General features: G+C 35.7%; 21 protein-coding genes. 4 read left to right on the top strand and 17 right to left on the bottom strand.

What is annotated here, in order from left to right; all coding sequences use genetic code 11:
* Positions 1-162: 162 nt before the first annotated feature.
* Positions 163-1,107 carry a tRNA epoxyqueuosine(34) reductase QueG gene (gene queG / locus DRF59_RS19150; RefSeq protein ID WP_115963948.1) on the bottom strand — a complete coding sequence of 315 codons (945 nt, stop codon included), beginning with the start codon at positions 1,105-1,107 and terminating at the stop codon, positions 163-165.
* 163 nt (positions 1,108-1,270) lie between these two features.
* Here queG and DRF59_RS19145 point away from each other — a divergent pair, with 163 nt between their 5' ends.
* Both DRF59_RS19145 and DRF59_RS19140 read left to right on the top strand, forming a co-directional pair.
* Positions 1,271-1,570, top strand: coding sequence for a rhodanese-like domain-containing protein (locus DRF59_RS19145; protein ID WP_115963946.1), 300 nt, complete (start codon positions 1,271-1,273; stop codon positions 1,568-1,570).
* A gap of 59 nt (positions 1,571-1,629) precedes the next feature.
* Positions 1,630-2,214: an HD domain-containing protein gene (locus DRF59_RS19140; RefSeq protein WP_241505638.1), complete on the top strand. Its 585-nt coding sequence runs from the start codon at positions 1,630-1,632 to the stop codon at positions 2,212-2,214.
* A gap of 808 nt (positions 2,215-3,022) precedes the next feature.
* On the opposite strand, the gene DRF59_RS19135 is transcribed toward DRF59_RS19140, so the two are convergent.
* From DRF59_RS19135 to DRF59_RS19080, 12 genes are all read right to left on the bottom strand, one after another.
* Complete coding sequence (locus DRF59_RS19135) at positions 3,023-3,793, bottom strand: alpha/beta fold hydrolase (RefSeq protein ID WP_115963942.1); 771 nt, start codon at positions 3,791-3,793, stop codon at positions 3,023-3,025.
* A gap of 19 nt (positions 3,794-3,812) precedes the next feature.
* Positions 3,813-4,757, bottom strand: a complete 945-nt coding sequence (locus DRF59_RS19130; RefSeq protein ID WP_115963968.1) for an NAD(P)H-dependent flavin oxidoreductase — start codon at positions 4,755-4,757, stop codon at positions 3,813-3,815.
* Positions 4,758-4,917: 160 nt separating this feature from the next.
* The gene (locus DRF59_RS19125; protein WP_115963940.1) at positions 4,918-6,285 is read right to left on the bottom strand and encodes a peptidylprolyl isomerase; all 1,368 of its coding nucleotides are present in this window, start codon (positions 6,283-6,285) and stop codon (positions 4,918-4,920) included.
* An 87-nt stretch (positions 6,286-6,372) separates the two neighbouring features.
* The gene (locus DRF59_RS19120; protein WP_115963938.1) at positions 6,373-7,296 is read right to left on the bottom strand and encodes a PfkB family carbohydrate kinase; all 924 of its coding nucleotides are present in this window, start codon (positions 7,294-7,296) and stop codon (positions 6,373-6,375) included.
* Between the two features lie 27 nt (positions 7,297-7,323).
* Positions 7,324-7,881: a gliding motility lipoprotein GldD gene (gldD, locus tag DRF59_RS19115; protein WP_115963936.1), complete on the bottom strand. Its 558-nt coding sequence runs from the start codon at positions 7,879-7,881 to the stop codon at positions 7,324-7,326.
* Positions 7,882-7,925: 44 nt separating this feature from the next.
* Positions 7,926-8,960 carry an A/G-specific adenine glycosylase gene (locus DRF59_RS19110; protein WP_115963934.1) on the bottom strand — a complete coding sequence of 345 codons (1,035 nt, stop codon included), beginning with the start codon at positions 8,958-8,960 and terminating at the stop codon, positions 7,926-7,928.
* A gap of 74 nt (positions 8,961-9,034) precedes the next feature.
* Positions 9,035-9,490: a hypothetical protein gene (locus tag DRF59_RS19105; protein ID WP_241505637.1), complete on the bottom strand. Its 456-nt coding sequence runs from the start codon at positions 9,488-9,490 to the stop codon at positions 9,035-9,037.
* A gap of 78 nt (positions 9,491-9,568) precedes the next feature.
* Positions 9,569-10,930, bottom strand: a complete 1,362-nt coding sequence (locus DRF59_RS19100; RefSeq protein ID WP_115963930.1) for a DUF5458 family protein — start codon at positions 10,928-10,930, stop codon at positions 9,569-9,571.
* 20 nt (positions 10,931-10,950) lie between these two features.
* Positions 10,951-11,397, bottom strand: a complete 447-nt coding sequence (locus DRF59_RS19095; RefSeq protein WP_167456708.1) for a type VI secretion system contractile sheath small subunit — start codon at positions 11,395-11,397, stop codon at positions 10,951-10,953.
* 271 nt (positions 11,398-11,668) lie between these two features.
* Positions 11,669-13,765 carry a M13 family metallopeptidase gene (locus DRF59_RS19090; protein ID WP_115963926.1) on the bottom strand — a complete coding sequence of 699 codons (2,097 nt, stop codon included), beginning with the start codon at positions 13,763-13,765 and terminating at the stop codon, positions 11,669-11,671.
* A 194-nt stretch (positions 13,766-13,959) separates the two neighbouring features.
* The gene (locus DRF59_RS19085; RefSeq protein ID WP_115963924.1) at positions 13,960-16,017 is read right to left on the bottom strand and encodes a M13 family metallopeptidase; all 2,058 of its coding nucleotides are present in this window, start codon (positions 16,015-16,017) and stop codon (positions 13,960-13,962) included.
* Between the two features lie 86 nt (positions 16,018-16,103).
* Entirely contained in the window at positions 16,104-17,357 is a 1,254-nt protein-coding gene (locus DRF59_RS19080; RefSeq protein WP_115963922.1) for a CinA family nicotinamide mononucleotide deamidase-related protein, read from the bottom strand.
* Between the two features lie 114 nt (positions 17,358-17,471).
* Between DRF59_RS19080 and DRF59_RS19075 the strand changes: the two genes are divergently transcribed.
* Entirely contained in the window at positions 17,472-17,945 is a 474-nt protein-coding gene (locus tag DRF59_RS19075) for a DUF7832 domain-containing protein (RefSeq protein ID WP_115963920.1), read from the top strand.
* Between the two features lie 129 nt (positions 17,946-18,074).
* On the opposite strand, the gene DRF59_RS19070 is transcribed toward DRF59_RS19075, so the two are convergent.
* From DRF59_RS19070 to DRF59_RS19055, 4 genes are all read right to left on the bottom strand, one after another.
* Positions 18,075-18,617, bottom strand: a complete 543-nt coding sequence (locus DRF59_RS19070) for a lipocalin family protein (RefSeq protein WP_115963918.1) — start codon at positions 18,615-18,617, stop codon at positions 18,075-18,077.
* A gap of 70 nt (positions 18,618-18,687) precedes the next feature.
* Positions 18,688-19,422 (bottom strand): LytR/AlgR family response regulator transcription factor, encoded by a 735-nt coding sequence (locus DRF59_RS19065; protein ID WP_115963916.1) that lies wholly within the window; start codon positions 19,420-19,422, stop codon positions 18,688-18,690.
* Positions 19,423-19,449: 27 nt separating this feature from the next.
* Positions 19,450-20,166: a PA3715 family protein gene (locus DRF59_RS19060; RefSeq protein WP_123873712.1), complete on the bottom strand. Its 717-nt coding sequence runs from the start codon at positions 20,164-20,166 to the stop codon at positions 19,450-19,452.
* Positions 20,167-20,178: 12 nt separating this feature from the next.
* On the bottom strand, positions 20,179-21,918 hold the full coding sequence (locus tag DRF59_RS19055) for a histidine kinase (protein WP_241505636.1): 1,740 nt from the start codon (positions 21,916-21,918) through the stop codon (positions 20,179-20,181).
* A 239-nt stretch (positions 21,919-22,157) separates the two neighbouring features.
* Here DRF59_RS19055 and DRF59_RS19050 point away from each other — a divergent pair, with 239 nt between their 5' ends.
* The gene (locus DRF59_RS19050; protein ID WP_115963912.1) at positions 22,158-23,912 is read left to right on the top strand and encodes an amidohydrolase family protein; all 1,755 of its coding nucleotides are present in this window, start codon (positions 22,158-22,160) and stop codon (positions 23,910-23,912) included.
* The last annotated feature ends 63 nt before the right edge of the window (positions 23,913-23,975 follow it).

Here is a 23,975-nt window from a genome sequence, read left to right as displayed (position 1 = left end):
TCATGAAAGTCAACTTTTCTTTTTAGGGAAGGCCTTTTCAGGAAATTTATTTGTTAAATCTCTGTCTCCTTAAATAGTAGTTCTTAAGGAATAATCTATTATCAGCTTCAATTTGGAACTCCCCATAATTCCAGATAAGGATTTATCACCGAAAAGCTCAGGCTAAATCTGCCCTGATGATTTCTCCAGAAATTCAATATTTCTCTTTAAGCCTGTAAATTTGGTTCTTTTCACAGGCGATTTCCTGAAAATCTCTGAGAAAATTTCTTGGGTAAGTTCTTTCCATTCTCCTTTTTTGAAGTTTTTTAAAGCTTCGTTAGGCTGGAAACGGCTCTGTTTATTAGGAGCTGAGAAACGGTTCCATGGACAAACATCCTGACAGATATCACAGCCAAACATCCAGTCTTCCATCTTATCTTTAAAATAATCGGGAATCTCACTTTTCAGCTCTATTGTAGCATAAGAAATGCAACGGCTTCCGTCTATAATCTTTTCAGAAACAATGGCATCTGTAGGACAGGCATCAATACATTTTCTGCAGGTTCCGCAATGATCAGTCGTCTCATGATCAGGAACCAGCTCAAGATCACAAATAATCTCTGCAAGGAAATAAAATGACCCGTTCTGTCTGGTGATAAGGTTAGCATTTTTCCCAACCCATCCTATTCCTGACTTTCTTGCCCAGCTTCTTTCCAATACCGGCGCAGAATCAACAAAAACCCTGAATCCAAATTCCCCAATCTCGTCCTGCAGTTCAGCTACCATTTCGCGCAGTATTTCTTTAATTACTTCGTGATAGTCTTCTGCATAAGCATATTTTGAAATTTTATAATTCTCTAATACTGAAATCTTTTCTTTTGGAAAGTAATTATAGGAAAGTGAAATAACGGATTTTGAGCCCTCTACCAGTAATCTGGGATCAAGCCTTTTATCAAAATGGTTTTCCATATATTTCATCTCTCCATGGAAATTATTTTTAAGCCATTTTTCAAGGTGCAGGGCGTCTTCTTCAAGAAAATCAGCTTTAGAAATTCCACAACTTTGAAACCCAAAACTTTTTGCCTTGGACTTTATCAGTTGGGTATATTTTTCAGCTCCTGTGCTCATAATTTTCACTTTGCAAAATTAAGACTATTTTTATCAATCTTCCGACTTTCAGTATATTCCAAAAAAAATCACGGTATTCTATCTTTCCTAAATCTTATTTATTAGGATTTTTCAGAAAAAAATTACGTATTTTCGTTCTCTATTTAATTTAAAAATAACAATTATGTCTTTAATAGAAGTAATACAATCCGGTAACTATGAACTGATTGACGTTCGTGAACCTATGGAGCTTGAAATGGACGGAAATATAGATGGTGCGAAAAATATTCCGCTAGGTGAAGTAGAAGACAGAAAAGAGGAGATCTTATCTATCGAAAAACCAGTAATCTTATTCTGCAGAAGTGGAAACAGAAGTGGAAAAGCATTAGAATATCTTAACGGACAGGGTCTAAAAGACGGCTATAACGGCGGAGGCTGGGCTGAGCTTAAAGCTGTTCTTGAAGCAAATCAGGGAACTTTTTAAAAGTTCCTTTTTTATTTTCATTTGTGATGATTCTCAAAGATCGGTTTGAACAGTTATGTATGTCTGTATATGATGATCAGACCTTAACTTTTAATTTATGGAAGGAGATTGAGAAAAAATATTCTGAGAAAAACAGGTATTATCATAATCTCTCCCATCTTGAAAATATGTTTCAGGAGCTTGACACCGTATCTGATAAAATTTCAGATTTTACAACGGTTTCTTTTTCGGTATTTTATCACGATATCATCTATAATGCAACTTCTAAATTCAATGAGGAAAACAGTGCTGTTATTGCTGAAAAAAGATTAAAAAAAGCCGGCATAAGTGAAGATAAAATACAGATTGTCACTGCTCAGATTGTGGCAACAAAATCACATCAAAATTCCAAAGATCAGGATACCAATTATTTGTTGGATGCCGATCTCTCTATTCTTGGAAAAGATCCTGAAACTTACCTGAAATATACCCAACAGATCAGAAAAGAATATTCCATTTATCCGGATTTTCTTTATAAACCGGGACGAAAAAAGGCTCTTCAACACTTTCTTGAGTTTGAAAACATTTTTAAAACCGATTATTTTAAAAACTCTTACGAAGCACAGGCAAGAGAAAATATTGCAGCCGAAATCCAATTGCTTTAAAAGCAATAAAAAGAGATGCAAAAATGCATCTCTCCCTAATCAAACCTCATTCTTTTAAAGCATGAACATGATGGAACAATCCATTGTCCAAAATCTTTAAAAACATATAAAAAAACTTATTTCTTTCATTATTCAATGGTTTTGCCTCCTGCATGTAGCATAAATCTTTATCCTATTGATACTTGATTTAAATATTTTTCTATTTCAACAGGTATTGACCTTCTTTTTTAGTGGACAGGAAACAGTTGTATTTTAAGAAATACAACTGCTGATACAGATAATAAGAATCTTATCTGCTTCATATTAAACATATCATTATTCTTCCCTCTCCAATTTTCAATATATTCCCTGAAATCATTTTCATAACATCTCATTTTTAATTATCTCCATTACTGACAAGACAAAAATAGCAACATATATATCACTGTTACGTGTATTTTATTGTATGTTTTTTGCAATTACGGGATACAAAAAAAATTATGTTAAATAAAAGAAGGTTCTTAAAAATAAAAAAAGGCAAAAATTATATAATCCTGCATGATTTGCAATTAATTATATGATAGCAATAAAATCTATATTTCGATAAAAAAATAAAATTAAAAATTTACATTTCTAAAGTTCTAATATTTAAATAAAATCCGGTAAAGTACATACAAAATTTTTGATTGAAAGCACTCCTTTTTATTTGTATATTTTGTGTAATTTCGTATATATACTCTTAGTTTCATACAAATAGGTGTACATATATCAAAAAGACTGCTTATTTCTAAACAGTCTTTTTGATATTATAACGGATACATCACCTACATCAGGAGATCTCCTCAATAAACGCGGCAGATTTTTCTATTATCATGTCCGGCATTTCCTTATGCGGTGTATGTCCGGCCCCGGGAATGATATATTTTTCTGATGTACCACCCACCTGATTAATTGTTCTGTTAACCTGTTCTAAACTTCCATATTCATCAGCATCTCCCTGAATAAAGAGTAACGGACAAATGATATCTTTCAAAAGATACTCAATATTCCAAGTTCTGTAATCTTCGCGGGTCCATGTCTCAGTCCATGCTTTGAAAAGTGTTTTTACTTTATCACCATGATATTTCTGTAAACGTTCAGCAAGGTTTGTGGTTTTATAGGTTTCCAGGGCATCATAGATTCCTTTTAAGGTTACTTCTTCCACAAAAATATGCCCGGCTTCACAAATGACTGCCTGTACTTTTTCCCTGTACTTGGAAGCAGTAATTAAGGCAATTGTTCCTCCATCACTATGTCCGAACAGAATTGCCTTATCAATATTAAGCTCTGTCAACAGACTGCTTAACAAATCTGCTTCAAGCTCCATATAATTCACCGGTCTCTCATAAGTAGGCATCGGATAGGATTTTCCGTACCCCAAACGATCATATATCAGTACATTACATTTTGTAGCTTCGGATAATCTTTCGGGAAAGTCTCTCCAAAGCTGCGCACATCCCAGAGAATCATGTAAAAATATGAGCGTTGGCCTCTCCCCGAATGAAAAATCATATTTTATATATAGTTTTTTACCTTTTACATCGATTATTCTTTCCTCCATTATTCCCAATCATGTTATTTTAAAAAACAGGCATTTTTGTTTCTTCAAATTCCTTTAAAAGATGACTGAAAACCGTTTCTACAGGTAAAACTTCATCTATCAGAGCTGAAACCTGTCCGATTTCAAGTTCACCTTCTTCCATATCACCTTCAAACATTCCTCTTTTAGCCCTCGCTCTTCCCAATGATGCAATTAATGCTTCTTTATTTCTGCCGTTCTGATAAATATCTTCAAGTTCTCCAAAAAATTTATTTTTTACCATTCTTACCGGTGCTAGCTCTTTTAAGGTAAGATGTGTATCTCCTTCCTGTAATTCTGTGATTTTCTTTTTCCAGTTTTCATGGGCACTTGCTTCATGAGTAGCTGCAAAACGAGAGCCTATCTGTACTCCATCTGCTCCAAGAATCATTGCGGCTTTAATCTGCGAACCCAAAGCTATTCCTCCGGCAGCAATCAATGGTTTGGATATATGCTTTTTGACATTAGGAATCAGGCAAAATGTTGTAGTTTCATCTCTTCCGTTATGCCCTCCTGCCTCAAAGCCTTCCGCTACTACAGCATCTACTCCGGCATCTTCGCATTTTACTGCAAATTTGGTAGAAGAAACCACATGGGTAACTTTCAGACCTTCTTTCTGAAGTGTTTCTGTATACGTTTTAGGATTTCCTGCTGAGGTAAAAACAATTTTCACACCTTCTTCCAGAATAATCTGGATAATTTCTTCCAGATTAGGATACAGCATGGGAACATTTACGCCGAATGGCTTATCAGTTGCCTGTTTACATTTTTGAATATTCTCCCGTAAGATATCAGGGTACATACTACCTGCTCCAATTAAGCCTAATCCTCCACAATTGGAAACTGCAGATGCCAGTCTCCACCCGGAATGCCAGATCATACCGGCCTGTATAATCGGATATTTTATATTAAAAAGTTCTGTAACCCTATTTTGACTGGTTTGCATCTGATGTATTTTTTTTGCTGAATTAAAATCTATAAAATTGCTCATGCGTAAAAATACTAAAAACAAAGGGTTTACATGAAATCTAAATCCATATTTTCAATATGAATTCATGGAACTTAAAATGGCAAAAAAAGCCTTCAGAAATCCTGAAGGCTTTTTTTTATTTTTTAGCTGTATTTTTTTTCCAGTTGGATTTGAAATTACAACTATCATAACGTCCATTAATAGAAATAAAGATATTTGGCAGTTTAGAACTTACAAATTTTTCAACCATTTCGTTCTTCTTTTTATTGAGTGCCATTTGTTTGATTCTGTTGAAATCTGTTTCCAAGGTAATCTGGTGAGCAGGAATCACATCTTCCAATTTAATAATCTTAATTGCCTTTCTTCTATTTTCTTCATCTTCAAAAGCAGTAGTGATATCTCCCTTATTTAAACCTGCTAATTCGTAGGTAATTGTACCCGGAATACTTTCCCTTTCAATTTTGTCTGAACCGTCTGCTCCTGTAATTACACCAGCATTAAATTTGGTTCTTTTATCATCCGAAAATTTAAAGGCTGCATCTTTAAATGTCATTTTACCCTCCATTATCAATCCTCTTATACTGTCCAGCTTTGCTTTTGCAGTTTTGATTTCATCATCGGTAGGAGTAGCTTTCAGCAAGATATGTCTTGCATCATATACCTTACCTGATTTTTTCAGTAATTGAATGATATGATATCCGAATTCAGATTCAACGGGATCAGAAATTTCATTCTCCTGAAGGTTTAAGGCTGCTGCTTCAAATGGCTTTACCATTTGTCCTTTATTGATATTTTTATAAAGTCCTCCGTTTGCTGCAGATCCTTCATCTTCAGAGTAAATTCTGGCCTGACTCTCGAAACTTTCTCCTGCCAGGATATCCTGTTTAATCTTTTTTAATCTGTTGATCAGATCCTGTTTATGAGCTTCTGTCAAACTGGGGTATATCATGATCTGGGCTAAAGTTATTTCATCTTTTACCTGTGGTAACTGCAGTTTATACAGATTATAAAAATCTGTTACCTCATTCGGAGTTACATCAGCTTTTTCAGTCACTCTCTGGTATTTTGCCTGTCCATAATACTGGTCTGTATCTATCTTTTCGATAGCATTTTTCATTTCGTAGGCATTTCTGAACTTATAAGCTGCAAGCATCGCCTTTTCATCGGGAAATTGAGAAAGCAACTGACGGTATTTTGCATTGGCCTGTTCCTTGATCGCTGCAGAACGGTTTTCAATTAGTGTATCCTTTTTTGCTTCGTAAACAAGCAGTTTATTACTGATCAGGTTTTCCAGGAACTCACATTTATCAGTGTCTGTAGCTCCCTGCTGCTTTCCATAATTCATCTGTTCGATCACATCGGATTCCAAAACAATCTCATCACCGATAACAGCAGCAATACCATCCACTAAATCTCCTTGTTTTAACTGAGCTTTCATCATATTTGAAGAAAAAATCATCATGAAAACCCCAAGAAGAAAAGTGATTTTTAGTTTATGTGTCATTTTACTATTTTAAACAAGTTGCAAATTTAGAATTCTTAACGAATTTCACTCAATTTTTTATTATAAATATTTCTTAAAAAGACTTATTTACTGCACTTCAATATCAAATGTCGTTAATTCTTTGAATTGTCTCAATCGGCTAAACATATCGGATTCTTTTACCTCCTGAATTCTTTCTGTTCCAAATTTTTCTACTGTAAATGAAGCCATTGCAGACCCTACGATAAGTGCAGATTTCATGGTTTCGAAATCAATTTTTCCTTTCTTGGCAAGATAAGCTGCAAAACCTCCTGCAAAAGTATCTCCTGCACCTGTCGGATCAAAAACATCTTCCAAAGGAAGTGCCGGAATAGCAAATACCTTATTATCATGGAAAAGCAGAGCGCCATGTTCTCCTTTCTTAATAATTACATATTCAGGTCCCATGGTATGAATCTTCTTAGCAGCTTTTACCAGCGAATATTCTCCTGAAAGCTGTCTAGCCTCTTCATCATTAATTGTAATCACATCTGTTTTAGCAATCATATCCATAAGTATATCCCAGGCCGTATCCATCCAGAAATTCATAGTATCAAGGATGACAAGCTTAGGACGGTTGTTCATTTTTTCAAGTACTGAAAGCTGAACTCCGGGGTGTAGGTTTCCGAGTAATAAAATTTCAGCATCCTGCATTGAATCCGGAATCTTAGGATCAAAATTCTCCAGTACATTCACTTCGGTAGCTAATGTATCTCTGGTGTTCAGATCATTATGATACCTTCCGGCCCAGAAGAAAGTTTTTCCTTCTTTTACGATTTCAATCCCTTCGATATTTACTTCTCTGCTTGTGAACATATCAAGATGCTCCTGTGGAAAATCTCCTCCTACAACAGAAACAATACCAGATTTAACGCCTAAAATAGATGAAGTGATTCCAATATAAGTGGCAGCACCGCCTAAAATTTTGTCCGTTTTACCAAATGGTGTTTCGATTGCATCAAATGCAACACTTCCTACAACTAAAAGTTTCATATATTTTTCAATGTATATTAAAAGTAATTATTTTTTCCATTCAAAAGAATCCAGCAGATGCTTCATATCATTTTTGATATAGTTTACTGCGGGAGCCAGAGAGTCCGGTTTAGGTCTCGTATTAAAATATAGGTAAGCAGTCACAAAATGTTTTGTACTGTCTGTAATGTAAAATTGAAGATTGGAAGCAGTTTGTCCTTTTAGTTCATAGAAGTTTCCGTACACCTTCTTTTCCGGATACTCAAAAGATTTTGTATCAATAGCACTGGCTTTGATGGTATGTTCATACACCATTTTCTCAGCTTCCTTAATATGTTCTGCAAAATCATTCTGTATCGGATAATAGGTAATAAAAAGCTTTGCTTTCATCTTTGGATAATTCAGATAATACCAGCAGGGCCTTTTGGCATCAGTCACAGAAGCAAAATCTGAATATTCAAAAGTATAGGCACAATTGTTTTCAAATTTCTGATATCTGGGAGCCGGATATTCCAGACGCAGTTCTCCGTAAGGTTTCGGGACAGGGTCTTTTCCACATGAAATTAACAGCAGTGATACAAAAATAAAAATGACTTTTTTAATCATTTTGCAAAAGTACAAATTAGATTTCAGATTTAAGGAGACAAATTTCAGTCTTTCAGAGAGTTTTGAATGTAATTTTCCAGAGGTTTCGGGAAGGATTTTTCATGGGAGCCTTCAACATCTGTGATGAGGTACTGATTTTCAATTATAAAATCATTCCATACTTTCTCGGAACTGACCTCAACATTAACTATTTCAATGGTTAAGTTTTTGTGAGTCAGTTTATGGTTGATTATTTTAGAACCAGTAACAAATCTTTCCATTTCTGACGGAAGAGAAGAAGGAAACTCAAATAGTTTTTTCCAGATAAAATCATCCGGTCTCTGATGTATCAGGAATTGTCCTTCTCTGTGAATAAAATAGTAAATCAGAGAAAGGTTTTCTGCTTTTGTTTTTTTTGTCTTTACAGGATAATCAGATGTTTTTTGTAATGAAAATGCCAGACATTCTCCACTGATAGGACATTCCTCACAAAGTGGATTTTTAGGCTTACAGATTTCTGAACCCAGATCCATCATTGCCTGATTGAAATCACCAACATTCTCCGGCATAACCAGAGTTGCCAACTCAGAAAAGTAGGTAAAAGCCCTTGAATTGGAAACATCAAAATCATCAGCAAAAAAACGGCTTAAGACACGGTAAAAATTCCCGTCAACTGCAGGCAGGCTTCCTCCGAAACAAATGCTTGAAACTGCTGCTGCAGTATATTTTCCAACTCCTTTTAATTTTAAAATATCTTCATACAGAGATGGAAATACACCCTGATGATCATTCATGATCTGCTTCGCTGCCTTGTGGATATTAATTGCCCTTGAGTAATAACCCAGACCTTTCCAATAGAGTAAAACCTCATTTTCTCCGGCTTCCGCTAAAGTTTTTATATCCGGAAACCTTTTAATGAAGTTATTGTAATGATTTAATCCCTGGTTTATCCTGGTCTGCTGAAATACAATTTCACAGATCCAGATCTTATATGGATCTTTTGTCTGCCTGAAAGGAAGGTCTCTTGCGTTATTTTTATACCAGTCTAAAAGCCTGTTTCCTATATGAAGAAATTCCGTAGCTGTTCTATTTTTTTCCAAAAACCTTAATTTGTTTTACTATTAAATAAACCGTGTCTTCATATGGTTTATTTGAGTATGCAAAGATAGGCTATTTATTGTTTTTTTACAGAATATACAGGAGCAGCTTTCAGCCACTGATATCTGAGATTCCGGTCTTTTGCTATAAAGCGATATCCCTGAAGGCTCTTCAGATATACATATATAGAGTCATTTTTAAGTTTTAACCTCTGTGCTGACAGAAATTGCATCGGATATTCCGTCACAGAGTCCCTTATGGTTTTCAGTACCTTACCTGATCTGATTTTATAAATATAGAATGGTCTTCCCCGTCCTTTTGAACTATCGACCAATTTTACCTCTGAACTGGCAATAACCATTTCACTGCCATCAAAGCATTCTTCTTCATTCATAATATAGGCTTTTCCTTCTTCATTTTCATTGGCAAACAGGTCATTTTTATAATGAGCAGGACTTTGATATTTCTTTTCACAACTTACCATAAGCATGAGCAACAAAAAAGGCACGTAAATGATAAGCTTTTTATTCATATTAATGTTCATAAGTGCTGGTAGAAAAAAACCGATGTAAAAAATTGCATCGGTTTTTATGATTTAAAAATAATTTTCTTATTCCTGAGTATATTCTGCATCCCATTCATTTCCATCATCCCCCTTATGCCCGTCAAGTTTAATAACAAAGCTTTTTGTAGGGAAATACGGAGTCATACGGATATCAAGCCATACTCTGTCTTTATTTACTCTGTCCTGTTCGAATCTGACAATTTTGAATTTTTCGATCAGTTTGTCTGGTCCCTTGATATTATCCAGGAAGGTAACGATCTGTCTTCTCAGATCATCTTCATTCTTAGCATTCCAGTTTTCAAAGGCTCTTCTGTTCAGGAAGTCAAGCAGAACTTTGGTTACATAGTCAAATACACGAACTACGGAATACGTCTGAAGACCGATATTGTCTCCGGTAAATAATGTTTTGGCAGAGAAAGCCATAATTTTACCGTATTCATTAACCATTGGTACAAGACCCATTTTTTCAAGCTGAGAAATTTCGCTTTTTTTCAGTTCAAACTTTACAGCATCTACTTCGTTGATATTACCGTGCTTTTTACCTGCTGCTACCTGAGACATCAGAGTTTTATGGATTTTTCCGGCTAATGAAGTGGAAGGCGGAAGTTCCACGTTCTCCTCTTCTCCTACTTCTTCAGCTTTACCACGTCCTACCAGCCAGTTACAGGTCATGATTACATTACTTCTGTGAAGCTCTCCTCCTGTAAGGTTTGCAGAATGGAATAAATCAACTACATCATCCGGTTTATCAAGGTTTGCAAAATCCGTAACCATCATTACTTTATTCTCATTACAGATCTTTGCCCATTTCTCAATCACTTTATTTGAACCAAGATATCCTGGTATTGCAAGAATTGAGTAATTATCTCTAAGATCTAAACGGTCATAGTAATTCTTGAACTCTTCAGAAATTGCATCAATAAATAAAGGATTATCCAGATCTGAAACCTGTTCAAGGCTTGCATTAACAATGCTTACGTTGTCTACTTTATCTAATTCTGTATTTTTATAGAACTGAGCAACTGTTCTGTAATTCGTTTCCAGCAAACGAACTGCATCAAGTGTATTCTTAAGGTTTTTCTTAAGGTTCTGATCAGCCTGCTGTGCTTTATTTTTACATGTTTCAGCCATTTTATCTGCAGATTCATTGCCTTCCAAAAGACTTACCCAAAGATTGATCTTCTGTAAAAGCTCTTTTCTTTCTTCTGCTTTATTGCTGTCGTTAAGGAAAATTTCTTTCCTTGCCTTTCTCGTAGGGTTCATATTGGCGATCCCGTCCACGACGGATTCAACAAAGCCAAAACCTCCCATCTTATTGAGCTCTGCAAGCGGGTTACCTTTCGGCTGCCCTGCGTGTTGCTGCTGTCCCTGCTGCTGGCTTTCCTGCGCCTGTAATTTGCTATCCATGATTTAATGTAAGTCTTTAATTATTTTTCAAGTTCTTGTGCCACTTCTTTCAATACTTCTATAAATGCTGCTCTTGTCTGATCATTTTCCAGCATATTTCGTAGAATTTTGTTTGTTTTCAGCTGTCGTACTATTTTGTTGTACTGCTCCTGTTCCATACTCAGCTGTTGAAGGTAATCTGATTTCTGAGTAAGGCTTTTAGGAGTAAAATCCGCAAGGTTCTGAAAACGGAATTCTTCTTCCACAACACCTCCGTCTTCTGTTTCATGTTGCACAGATACAGAAGGTTGAAAGTGTTTGAAGACATCTTCTACTGTTTTTAAACCCGTAACAATTTCGGGAGTATAAGATTCTTCTGTTGTAAGCTGGCTAACTATCAGTGATTTATTTTCCTGTATTTCCTGGATAGCTTCATTAGCGTCTACTTTTACCTCGTTTCCGCCAACACCATAATTAAACATTGCCATATTATTATTATTTTGAGATTTTCTATTTTGATTAGGATCTGTCTTAGAGTAATTTACGGATGAATCAAATAAATTACCAATCCAATGTTTAAATTTAAAAAAAAACTGTAACATACAAAATTTTGTCAAGATTTTTCTTGACTTATTTAAATTTACAACTAATTATATAACATAAAATCATTACTTTACGATATCACTAAGCTATGAAAAAATAAAATAAAAACGCATCAATTTTGATGCGTTTTTATTTTCTAACAATTTTTGGTAATTCCTACCAGATTTTTATCCTGTCCTGAGGGGCTTTATACATTTTATCACCAGGTTTGATATCGAATGCTTTTATAAATGCATCCTGGTTCACCAACGGACCAAATGCTCTGTACACTCCCGGAGAATGCGGGTCTGTTTTTACCTGATTGATCATATACTGATCTGTAGCTTTTGTTCTCCAGACAGTTGCCCAGCTCATGAAGAAACGCTGATCCTGGGTAAATCCACTGATTTTACCAGGGTTTCCTTTGTCTTTTAAATACATCTGAAGTGCATCATATGCAACGGATACTCCGCCTAAATCACCGATATTTTCTCCACTTGTAAATTTACCGTTTACAAAGCTTCCTTTCACAGGTTCATAGGCATTATACTGTGCAGCAAGCTGTCCTACTTTTGCATCGAAGTTCTTACGGTCAGCATCCGTCCACCAGTTGTTAAGGTTTCCGTCTCCATCAAAGCGGGATCCGCTGTCATCAAATCCGTGAGAGATTTCATGCCCGATCACGGCTCCGATTCCTCCAAAATTCACAGCTGCATCAGCTTTCGGGTTATAGAATGGTGGCTGAAGAATAGCTGCAGGGAATACAATCTCATTATTTGATCCGCTGTAATATGCATTTACAGTCTGTGGAGTCATTCCCCATTCTGTTTTATCCACAGGTTTACCCACTTTATCTAAACTTCTCTGGTATTGCCACGCTGAAACATTCTGCAGGTTCGAATATAAGGTAGCACCCTGAGCAGGAGCATCTACCTTTAATTTACTATAATCTTTCCATTTATCAGGATATGCAATTTTCACTGTAAATTTAGACAGCTTTTCCTGTGCTTTTACTTTTGTTTCAGGAGACATCCAGTCTATATTATCAATATGGTTTTTAAAGGATTTTAACAGATAATCAATATAAGTCTCCATTTGCTGTTTTGCTTCAGGAGTAAAATATTTTTCAACATACAGTTTACCAAAGGCTTCTCCTAACACTCCATTCACCAGAGTCAATCCTCTTTTATTCATTGGACGCTGCTCTTTTTGTCCCTGCAAATATTTGGAATAAAAATCAAATCTGATCTGTTCCAGCTTCTCATCTAAATTGCTGGCGTTACCATTAATTAAATGATATTTTAAATAGTCTTTAAGTAAAGGAAGATTTTTCTGTGTCAGGAACTGATCCATGTTCTGATAATATTTCAGTTCCCCGATGATTACTCTGTCTGTATTTACTCCCGCATCCTTTAAGTATTTGGCAAGATCAATATTTTTAACCAATCCTGATAATTCAGATACGTTTTTAGGGTTGTATCTCAGATTAGCATCTCTGTTTTGCTCAAGGGTCAGGAGGTAATTGGCAAGCTGTTTCTCAAAATCAACAACATTCTGCCCAGCCTGAACTGAATTTTTATATCCTAAAACACCAAACAGCTTTCCGACATATGTCTGGTATTCGGCTAAAGTTTTTGTATTGGCATCATTTACTTTCTGGTAGTAATCTCTTCCAAGACCCAGATCAGGACCACCAAGATATACAGCATTCATTTTAGAATTCTTCATATCTGCGCTTACTCTCCATCCGTAAAAGGAATTATCACCTAATCTTGTAGCTTCCAGAAGATATTTCTGAAGATCATTAAGATTTTTAATGGCATCAATCTTTGCCAGATCACCCTGGATAGGTGTTAAACCATCCGCATTTCTTTTATTGGTATCCATAAAAGAAGCATAAAGATTCTGAATTTTCTGTCCTTCTGAACCTTCAGAATATTTTTCTGATAAGATCTTGTTTAATATATCCAACGAGGCATCATCTACATTTTCTCTTAAAGCGTTGAAAGATCCCCAATTGGCTTTATCTGATGGAATTTGTGTGTTTTTAACCCAATTTCCATTTACATAGCTAAAAAAATCATCCTGCGGACGTACATTGGTATCCATATAGGATAAATTAATTCCCTCTTCTTTCATTTCTTCTTTCACCGGATCGGCAGCAGCGGTTTTAACTTCAGTTTTACTGTCTGTACCTGCAGTTTTTGCTGTACCACATGAATTTAGAAATACAATACCCGCCAGAGCAAGTACTCCAATATTTAGCTTTTTCATTAAGATAATTTTTGATTTTACACAAGCGTATCAAATATACAAACTTTATAATAAGTAATGAATGATAATTCGTAAATGATGGAAATTATATACATAAAACCCAAGACTATCATTAAAAAAATTTGCAAATTTTATTGTTTGAAAAAAAATAATAAAAAAAAGAGGCTGTCTTTTTAAACAGCCTCCTTTATATTTTACCAGATTTTAATTCTGTCTTCCGGAGCTTTATATAGTTTGTCTCCTTTTTTCACATCAAATGCTTTATAGAATGCATCAACGTTAATCAGTGGACCAAAACTTCTGAAATAACCAGGAGAATGCGGATCTGTCTTCACCTGATTAATCATGTACTTTTCACTTGATAAAGTTCTCCAAACGGTTGCCCAGCTTAAGAAAAATCTCTGATCCTGGGTAAATCCGCTGATTTTACCTGGATTTCCTTTATCTTTTAAATACATCTGAAGAGCATCATAGGCAATATTTACCCCTCCTAAATCTGCAATATTTTCACCATTTGTAAAAGTACCGTTTACAAAAGTTCCTTTTACAGGTTCATATTTATCATATTGAGAAGCAAGAGCTTTTGTTGCTTTTTCGAAATTTGCTTTATCTTCAGGAGTCCACCAGTCTACCAGATTACCATCTGCATCGAATTGTGCCCCTGAATCATCAAATCCATGACTCATTTCATGACCGATTACCGCACCGATCCCGCCAAAGTTCACGGCAGCATCAGCCTTAGGGTTGAAGAATGGCGGCTGAAGGATTGCAGCAGGGAATACGATCTCGTTATTTACCGGATTATAGTAAGCATTTACGGTTTGCGGAGTCATTCCCCATTCTGTTTTGTCAACAGGTTTACCGATTTTAGCAAGATCTTTATTATACTGCCATTCCGCAATATTCTGTAGGTTTTTATATAGGGTACCTCCTTTCGCTTCAGGAATAATTTCTAATTTTGAGTAATCTTTCCATTTATCCGGATAAGCCACTTTAACAGTAAATTTATTTAATTTCTGCATTGCTTTTTCCTTTGTTGTGGAGGACATCCATGCCAGGTTATTGATGTGTACTGCAAAACTCTTCTTCAGATAGTCAATCAGTTCCACCATCTGAGCCTTAGCTTCTGCCGGGAAATATTTTTCAACATAAAGTTTACCGAAAGCTTCTCCCAAAGAACCGTTGATCAGCTCATATCCTCTTTTATTAAGAGCTCTCTGCTCCTGTTGTCCTCTTAGATATTTACCATAAAAGGCAAATCTCATATTTCCTAAATTCTCACTCAGGTATGAAGCACTTCCGTTGATCATGTGAAATTTCAGGTAATCTTTTATTACAGGAAGATTCTGGGCATTCACCAGTTTATCAAAGTTTTTATAATATCCAAGTTCTCCTATGATTACCTTATCCGTATTTACTCCTACTTTCTTAAGATAAGCTGGAAGGTCAACTCCTTTTACCAAAGCTGAAAGCTCAGTCATAGTCTGAGGATTATACTGAAGTGTATTATCGCGGCTCTGTTCATTTGTCAGGTAAGTCTGAGCAATACTCTTCTCATAATTCACAATACCTTTAGCTGCTTCGTCAGCATTTTTGTATCCTAACTCTTTTAGCATGGAAGCTACATATTTCTGATATTCAGCAATAGCTTCTGTATTTTTATCATTTACTTTCTGGTAGTAATCTCTTCCCAATCCAAGAGAAGCCTCTCCCAAATAAACAGCGTTCATTTTAGAATCTTTCAGGTCTGCGTACACTCCCCATCCGTAGAAATTATTTTCTCCTTCCCTTGTTACGGAAGCAAGATAGTTCTGAAGATCTGCAATACTTTTAATGGCATCTATTTTACTCAGATTTTCCTGAATAGGTTTGATTCCGTCAGCATTTCTCTTCTGCATATTCATGTAGGTAGCATACAGATCCTGAATTTTTTTTCCTTCGCTCCCTTCCACAAATTTATCTTTTAAAAGAGAGTTCAGGATTGTCATAGAGTTGTTATCCGTATCCTCAGCCAGTTTATTAAAGCTTCCCCAAGTCGGCTTATCAGAAGGAATTTTGGCAGTTTTCATCCAAGTTCCACTTACATAGTTATAAAAATCATCCTGTGGACGTACAGAAGTATCCATAAGGCTAATGTCCAGGCCTTTATCGGTGTTGTTTACTACTGTTTTAGTTACTTTAGCCTGGGCATTCACTGTATTTTGTGAACATATTCCTGCTAATAAAAACAAAGAAAGCGTTAGTTTTTTCATTATGATAACAATTTATACAATATGTATGATTTATTTACTATTTGTTACTTTTTCATGAAAACAAATTTAATTAAATATTAAATCCATTACCTGCTGTTAACCAAAATCCCAACCAGATCCTGAATTACCTTCTGGGAAACGAAATTCATAAAGTCCAGCCGGTCCAGATGAGGCATATACAATTTTGAAGTCACTTCCTGATCATTGATCCGAATCGTATAAAATACTGTTCCTACTTCTTTACCATCCTCACCTTTCCCCGGACCTGCTACACCCGTTGTGGAGAGAGCTATATCTGTATCAAATAATTTCTGACAGCCTTCTGCCATTTCCCGGGCTACCTGCTCGCTTACAACCGTATATTTATCTATCGTTTCCTGCGATACTTTTAAAATTTCAGCTTTTTTCTCTGTCGCATACGTTACGACTCCTCCCATGAAATGTTTTGAACTTCCGGGAACTGAAGTGATCATCTTCGAAAGTTCACCCCCGGTACAGCTTTCCGCAGTAGAAATGGTAAGTTTTTTTCCCGTAAGCAATTCTGACAGAATATTTTCAATTCTATCTTCAGAGGTTGCAATCACATGATCTTTTATCAACGGAAGTAACTTTTGGATTTCATTCTCCGTTTGCTCTTTTAAGAAATCTTCGTTATCTCCTGATGCGGTAAGCCTTAGCTTGACACGGGTTCCTACCGGAAGATAAGACAATGCTATATTTTCCGGAAGATCAAGCTCCCAGTCCTCAATAATATCAGCAAGAACACTTTCAGGAATTCCAACAACAGAAACGATCCGTGTATGAATATAATTAAGGCTGAACTTTTCCTGTAAATAAGGAATAATCTGATCTCTGATCAATGGCTTCACTTCATAAGGAACACCCGGAAGGCTATAGCTAAGCTTTCCATTAAGTTCCATCATCATACATGGCGCTGTACCATAATGATTTTGAAAAACAGTAGATTTGGAAGGCACGAAAGCCTGTTCTTTATTTCTCTCCAGTATATCCAGCCGTCCGCGCCTTTCCATATATGCCTTAAGATGATTAAAAGTCTCCTCATCAAGGGTAATCTCATCATCGAAAAATTCTGCCAGTGCTTTTTTCGTTTTATCATCCCTGGTAGGTCCCAGTCCTCCTGTTGTAATAACCAGGTCTCCGGATTCAAAGGCAAGCTTTAATGTATTTTTAATAGTTTCAATTTCATCTGAAATTGTATATATCTGAGAAACTTTTATACCAATATTTTTAAGTTCAGAGGCAATAAAGTTGGAATTGGTATCTATTGTATTTCCTGAGAGGATTTCATCACCAATTGTTATCAGAACAGCTTTTTCCATATATCAGTTTCTTGAAAAAATTCTCCTGCAAATGACGGAAAATTCTCTGTGAACAACAATATAAATTGATTTTTTCTATTTTTGGTAAAAGTTATTAAAATTACAATTAAAACTATGTCTAAATATGATGACGCCTCGTGGCATTATGGCGGTGATTTTCCTGAAGGTCTCCCTGAAAAAAACGGGGCTACCCATACCGGAATGTTTCTGAACTGGTGTATTCATAATGAGCTGATTTCTGATGAACTGAAGGAAGATCATGAAGAAGGAATTGAAAAATTAAAAAGAAGAGAAATTACAGGGGCTGAATTTGTTATGGATTATTGTGATGGCAAGTTTTCAGAGTATGACCTGAATGACCTTGGAAATCGTTTTGCAAAAGATTACTATGCTGATGATACTGATTTTGGAAATAAATTCAGTTCTTTTGCCGATGATTATGTAAACCTTTTTGATGCTAAAGCTGAAGAAAATGATTACGAATATGAAACGTTTTATCATATCGAGGATACTTATGAAAACTATGATCTGATGAAACAGATCATTGATCACCGCTTTGAAGAATGGAAAGAATATATCCGGAGCTGACGGCAAAAATCAGACAGTGAAAAAGAATACACTGTGAAGTAAAATCGCAAAAAATAAACTGTCAGAAAATATTTTCCAGGATTTACTTTTTGCGATTTTGCTATAAAGTCAGATATACAGGCTTATTTGTTATTTATTATGTCTTACCCAGATCAGTTCATCCGTACGATATCCGATCCTTTTTGCTTTTTCAAGGAAACGCTGCCGGATACTTTCAGGAATAGTTGGGGTTCGGGATAATATCCAGAGGTATTTTAAGCTGCTTCCCGCAACCAAGGCATATTGATAGTCTTCATCAATATCAATGACATTATATCCAGCCCAAAAAGGTTTGAAAAAGGCAACTTTCAACCTTGCTTCATTTTTATTTTTTACAAATCTGGCCTCTCCGATAGCTTCTTCCCACACTTTTTTTACATAGTTGTAGCCCTTATTAGTCACCTGTATCGTTCCATCAGGATTTTCTGAATATTCAGCTGTAACATTATCCAGGTTTTTTTCAAAACGATAATCAAAACGGGCTATTTCGTACCATCTTCCGAGATATTTTTTCGTATCAAAGTTATTTACAGCAGCAGCTCCTTTGGGAATCCCTACAGAATATGAACTGAAAATAATATAACCCAGTGCTCCTAGAGAAACAGGAATAATAATTTTGTGAAGAGTTTTCATAACAGAATTTTTGTGTGGTTGTTATAAAACGTCAAAAATAGTGCCTTTAAAACTGTTAACAAACAGAAATTTAAGAAAAGGCTTTCAGAAAGTTATCTTTAAAACTGCCGGAAACCTCTATTTCTGTATCATCAGAAAGCATTACTGTTCCACTCTTGTGATATGATTTTACAAAACCGGTATTGATAATATGTGACCGGTGAACTCTCACAAAAGGATTTTCCAGAAGATCATCAAAATGTTTCAGAAAACGGCAGACCATTTTTTTAGAACCGTCTGTAAGATACACCTGTGTAAAATTACCATCTGCCTGAAGCCTCACAATATCTTCTGCCTTTACAACATCAAAACCCTGCAAAGTTGGCAGGATGAGCTGTTGTTTTTCGGGCTTTAGCTTTAAATTTTCCAACAAAATTTTATTTCTGTTGAGTTCTTCTTTTTTCTCCACATTTTCTGCTACTTTATTTACTGCAAGAATCAGTTCCTGAATATCTATAGGTTTTAAGATATAATAACTTGCCGACCTGTTTAAAGCCTGCAGCGAATATTGTGAAAATGCCGTGATAAAAATGGTTTCATATGAAAATTCTTTTGTAGCTTCCAGAACATCAAAGGCATTTCCAAAAGGCATCTCAACATCCAGAAAAACCAACTGTGGCTGTTTTTCCGTGATCAGTGGAACAGCTTCTTTTATATTCTCTGCCTCTCCAAGAATTTCAACCTGGGGGCAATATTTAATGAGATAGTTTCTTAAAACTTCCCGTGCAATGATTTCATCGTCTACAATTACAGCTTTTATTTTCATTGAGTTTTATTAAATAACAGATAGAGTTTACTGATATTTCCCGTTTATAAATTTTAAACTTCTATAGGTAGTTTCCGAAGTCTCCCTGCTTTCACATTCTCCTCCCACCTCTTTACTTACTGTTGTTACTGAAACGGTTTTAACCTTAAGGTCAGTGAAGCTATTCGTTTTGGATTTATCCATAATAATGAAAGAATCTTCATTTGTAAATTCTCCGGCACATTGGGTATCCCATTCTCCACGACTGGTTTCAAATCTGAACTGGTCTAAAACTTTTTTTAATGTTTTACCTTCCGGATAATATAGTGAAAGATCTTCCGATGAATAAGGGTTAGGCCTGCTGCTTCCAAGAAATCCTACTTTAACCCCGAAAGCCCGGATATTGGCAGAAATGTTATATAATCCGGTATCAATTGTTATATCTCTCAGCATAATAGCATCTGAGGTAATTTCCGCAGGGTCGAAATACTGATTTTTGATCAGTCCTTTTTTATCCGTAATCAGTATATAGTTTCTGACAGTGAAAAAATCTGCTTCTTCTTTTCCCTGAATAACAGGAATTACAATAATATAAGAGTCTTCAGCATTCGGCATTTTCTTTTCTGTACAGAATTCCTCTTTAATATCTGCCCTATCCAGTTTAAGACTTTTCAGGATCTGATTCATCCTGGCATCATCCACGCCCTGTCCGTGCATCGTGGTAGAAAATAAAGATAATATGATTAATTTAAACAGATTATTCATTGTCAATATTTTTTAAGTCAGATTAATTTTCAGGATGATCAGGACTCCTTTATTATTTCCCTTATCTTTTACAGTACAGGTAATATTTTTTTTGTACAACTCGTTCAATAACCGGATCCTTTCCATAGTATTTTTCATCCCCCGCCCTTCTCTTGTTTTCTGATGCCGGGTTTTCTGCTTTTTACTCTCTTCAATTCCTATTCCGTTATCTTCAATAGTAATTTTTAAATATTGTTCTTCCTTTTCAAATTCCAGTTTTAAAAATCCCTTTCCGGTCCTGTAACGAAGCCCGTGCCAGATTGCATTTTCCAGAAATGGCTGTACAAGCATTCCGGGAATCTGTTGGCTATGCAGATTCAGATTTTCATCCACTTCCACTTCATAATCAAACTTATCAGCAAAACGTGTTTTTTCCAGGGCAAGATAATTTTGAAGAAGATCGAGCTCCTGGTGAAACGGAATAAAGTCTTCAGTAGAATTCTCCATCACTCCCCGCATGAGTTTAGAAAATTTTGTCAGATACTGATTGGCTTCCAGCTCGTTATTTGTTGCGATAAAATGATTGACACTATTCAGACTATTAAAAATAAAATGTGGATTCATCTCCCTTCTGAGTGATTGAAGTGCAATTTTTTTATTTTTGACCTGAACTTTTTTAAGCGTCATAAAGATGAAGATCATAAGGGCTGTTAAAAGGATTAAGGTCCCGATCAAACTATAATTGAAAACATTCTTTTTCCGGATCAGTTCATCTTTCAGTTCTTTTTCTTTTTCAAGCTGTGAAATTCTCTGCTCTGTATCTTCCAGTATTTTACTGTCTACCAGACTCCTGTCCTTGGAAACCAAAGCAGGAAGTTTTTCCAGAAAATCTCTGTACAGTTTAACGGAAGCCTCTGTATTTCCGGCTCTGTCATAAAGACTATCCAGCTTTTTAACACTTTTCTGCGCTTCCAGAGTATGTCCTTTATCCAATGCTATTCCATAAGCATTTTCCAATAAGGTTACCGCTTCACCAGGATCATTTTTCTTGAGATAAATATCCGCAAGCTCCTGAATCTGGTTAACTTTTTCCTGAGAATTTTCTTTTACAAAATCTTCTTTCAGAACTTTCTTTTTGGCTTCAATAGCTTTTTCAAAGTTCCTGTTCTCCACATAGAGATTTGCCAGTTTCTGATTAATCTCCAATGCCTGCCGGGGTGCTTCTTTTTTAGATATTGTATAAGCTGTATTAAGATTTGCCTCTGCTTTGGAAACATTATTCTGCTGCAGATTGACTTCTGCCAGCTGACTGTAACTTTCAGCTAAGGCAGTCTGTTCATTTTCTTTTTTGCTGATATCAATATTATTCTGAATTGCATCCGCTTTTTGTTCCGGACTAGGGGATGAAAGCCTGGCTACATCATTGGTATTGACTGCCCTGCTTTTTTCACTATACCCCATTTGTGCGGCCATACTGTAGTTGCTGATGGCCGGTGCTATTTTATTTTGTTTTTCCTGTGACTGGGCCAACTTTCTGGTAACGACTTCCAGATTTTTCTTGTCATTAAGATTTTGATAGATATTTTTTGCTTTAATAAGGTATTCCTCACTTTTTGCATAATTCCCCTGGTTATAATAATCATTTGCCAGGCTTACATAGGTATCAGCAACTGCCTTATTATCGTTACTATCTACTGCTTTTTTCAGCTTTGCAACAGATCTGACAACCTTGGAAACCTTTACAGAGTCTTGTGCTGCGAGAAAATTTCCCACAGTACATATCAAAATAAAGGCAATTTTAAAAATCAGTTTCACGAAATTCAGATCTTTACTGCAAAGTAACTAAAACTTTATATATCCCATCCTATCCTTTACCAAGTCAAAACCACATTTCATCAAGTTTGCCTTTCTCTATATTTATCTGGTAACCAACTGCATTTTAAAACCGTTTACAATTTTTGATTCGATTGAATAAGGCTTTATGTATATTTGTACTTCACTTAAAAGAGACCATGAAAAAATTTCAGTTCCTATTGGTTTTGTTTTTTTGCTTTGGTGGTATCAAAGCACAGACTTATATTCAAAACGTTAGCATAGCTGATGTTATTCATAAAAAAATGATTCCTGGCCAAACAGTAATCATTACTGATGGCGTCATTACTGCTGTTAAACCCAATAAACAGGTAAAAATACCTCAAAACTCGCATATTATCAATGGTGAAGGGAAATATCTCATTCCCGGAATGACTGATTCGCACATCCATTTTTTTCAGAGCGGTGGATTGTATACAAGGCCCGATGCACTTAATCTGAAAAAACATGTTCCTTATGAGCAGGAAATCAGCTGGGGACATCATCATATGGAGAATTTCCTTCAATATTATCTCCGGTCAGGAATTACTTCTGTAATTGATCCCGGGGCAACCTATAATTTTCTTACACTCAGGGATTCTTTAAAAAAGAATGACAGTCTTCCTTCTGTATATATGTCAGGTCCTCTTATTACAACATATGAACCGGAAGCTTTTAAAAATCTTGATAAGGACGAACCTTTTAAACTGGCACTAACTGTTGAAGATGCAAAAAAGTATGTTCAGGAACAGCTTCCGTATAAGCCTGACTTTATCAAAATATGGTATATTATATTGGAGAAAGATCCTCAAAAAGCAAAAGAGCAGACTAAAAAGCTCGAGCCTGTGATTAAAACCATTATTGAGGAATCCCATAAGAACAATTTAAAAGTTGCTGTTCATGCCACAGAACGCTTTACAGCCGAAACAGCAGTTCTGAACGGAGCGGATTATCTGGTTCATAATATCGAAGATGAAATAGTTTCTGATGATTTTATAAAACTTTTAAAATCCAGAAAAACAGTCCTTTGCCCTACCCTGACTGTAATTGACAACTATTATGATACCTATGGCCAAAAGAAGCATTACAACACCTATGAACTGGAAAACTCCAATCCGAAAAGTATTGGTTCAATCTACGATCTGAAGCATCTGGAAGAGACTGCTGATTCAACATGGATAAAAAAATATAAGGTAAGATTTAATTCACAACAGATCAAAACTTATGTTTCCAAAGTGGATTCTATCCGGGGGGTCAATTTAAAAAGGCTTGCAGATGGAGGGGTAACGATTGCAGCCGGTACAGATGCAGGAAATATAGGAACCCAGCATGCCTCTTCTTTTATGGATGAACTCAATGCAATGAAAGAAAGTGGGCTGAGCAACTGGCAGATTCTGCAGTCAGCCACAATTAACCCTGCAAAAATCCTTGATAAAGAGGCGCAATATGGCAGTATTGAAGCTGGAAAAACCGCGGATCTTGTTCTTCTTAGTGCCAATCCCATTGAAGATCTGAACAATTTAACAAAAATTGAAACTGTTATCAAGAACGGCAAGACGTTCGATCCTCATAAAATACTGAAGATTACCCCTGAGATACTTGTACAGCAGCAGGTAAATGGCTATAATGCACAAAATATAGATGCTTTTCTTGAACCCTATGCGGAAGATGTTGAAATCTATTCATTCCCCAATACTTTGATAAGTAAAGGTAAAGAAAGTATGAGAAAAACATATGAAGCACTATTTAAAAAGGTACCTGACCTGCATTGTGAGATAAAACAGAGAATCATTAATCGTAATACGGTTATTGACAAGGAAAGTGTTTCCGGAATAAAGTCTGGTCAGAAGACAGAAGCTACTGCGATTTATGAAATCAAAGACCATAAAATTTCAAAGGTATATTTCCTTTATTAACTATTATCTTTCCCCGTTTACGAATATAAAATATACTTTATAAAAGACAGTTTCTATATGAAC

This window comes from Chryseobacterium flavum, from assembly GCF_003385595.1.
Classification (GTDB): domain Bacteria; phylum Bacteroidota; class Bacteroidia; order Flavobacteriales; family Weeksellaceae; genus Chryseobacterium; species Chryseobacterium flavum.
The sequence above is the reverse complement of the archived record's forward strand: the minus strand, read 5'-3'. Positions and strand labels throughout refer to the sequence as shown.

What these genes read in the sequence shown, in the direction of transcription:
- DRF59_RS19120 (WP_115963938.1), bottom strand. Translation starts at nt 7,296, where the DNA reads ATGAAACTTTTAGTTGTAGGAAGTGTTGCATTTGATGCAATCGAAACA.
- DRF59_RS19050 (WP_115963912.1), top strand. Translation starts at nt 22,158, where the DNA reads ATGAAAAAATTTCAGTTCCTATTGGTTTTGTTTTTTTGCTTTGGTGGT.
- DRF59_RS19065 (WP_115963916.1), bottom strand. Translation starts at nt 19,422, where the DNA reads ATGAAAATAAAAGCTGTAATTGTAGACGATGAAATCATTGCACGGGAA.
- DRF59_RS19145 (WP_115963946.1), top strand. Translation starts at nt 1,271, where the DNA reads ATGTCTTTAATAGAAGTAATACAATCCGGTAACTATGAACTGATTGAC.
- DRF59_RS19090 (WP_115963926.1), bottom strand. Translation starts at nt 13,765, where the DNA reads ATGAAAAAGCTAAATATTGGAGTACTTGCTCTGGCGGGTATTGTATTT.
- DRF59_RS19105 (WP_241505637.1), bottom strand. Translation starts at nt 9,490, where the DNA reads ATGAATAAAAAGCTTATCATTTACGTGCCTTTTTTGTTGCTCATGCTT.
- DRF59_RS19100 (WP_115963930.1), bottom strand. Translation starts at nt 10,930, where the DNA reads ATGGATAGCAAATTACAGGCGCAGGAAAGCCAGCAGCAGGGACAGCAG.
- DRF59_RS19125 (WP_115963940.1), bottom strand. Translation starts at nt 6,285, where the DNA reads ATGACACATAAACTAAAAATCACTTTTCTTCTTGGGGTTTTCATGATG.
- DRF59_RS19140 (WP_241505638.1), top strand. Translation starts at nt 1,630, where the DNA reads ATGTCTGTATATGATGATCAGACCTTAACTTTTAATTTATGGAAGGAG.
- DRF59_RS19075 (WP_115963920.1), top strand. Translation starts at nt 17,472, where the DNA reads ATGTCTAAATATGATGACGCCTCGTGGCATTATGGCGGTGATTTTCCT.
- DRF59_RS19085 (WP_115963924.1), bottom strand. Translation starts at nt 16,017, where the DNA reads ATGAAAAAACTAACGCTTTCTTTGTTTTTATTAGCAGGAATATGTTCA.
- gldD (WP_115963936.1), bottom strand. Translation starts at nt 7,881, where the DNA reads ATGATTAAAAAAGTCATTTTTATTTTTGTATCACTGCTGTTAATTTCA.
- DRF59_RS19135 (WP_115963942.1), bottom strand. Translation starts at nt 3,793, where the DNA reads ATGGAGGAAAGAATAATCGATGTAAAAGGTAAAAAACTATATATAAAA.
- DRF59_RS19070 (WP_115963918.1), bottom strand. Translation starts at nt 18,617, where the DNA reads ATGAAAACTCTTCACAAAATTATTATTCCTGTTTCTCTAGGAGCACTG.
- queG (WP_115963948.1), bottom strand. Translation starts at nt 1,107, where the DNA reads ATGAGCACAGGAGCTGAAAAATATACCCAACTGATAAAGTCCAAGGCA.
- DRF59_RS19080 (WP_115963922.1), bottom strand. Translation starts at nt 17,357, where the DNA reads ATGGAAAAAGCTGTTCTGATAACAATTGGTGATGAAATCCTCTCAGGA.
- DRF59_RS19095 (WP_167456708.1), bottom strand. Translation starts at nt 11,397, where the DNA reads ATGGCAATGTTTAATTATGGTGTTGGCGGAAACGAGGTAAAAGTAGAC.
- DRF59_RS19060 (WP_123873712.1), bottom strand. Translation starts at nt 20,166, where the DNA reads ATGAATAATCTGTTTAAATTAATCATATTATCTTTATTTTCTACCACG.
- DRF59_RS19130 (WP_115963968.1), bottom strand. Translation starts at nt 4,757, where the DNA reads ATGCAAACCAGTCAAAATAGGGTTACAGAACTTTTTAATATAAAATAT.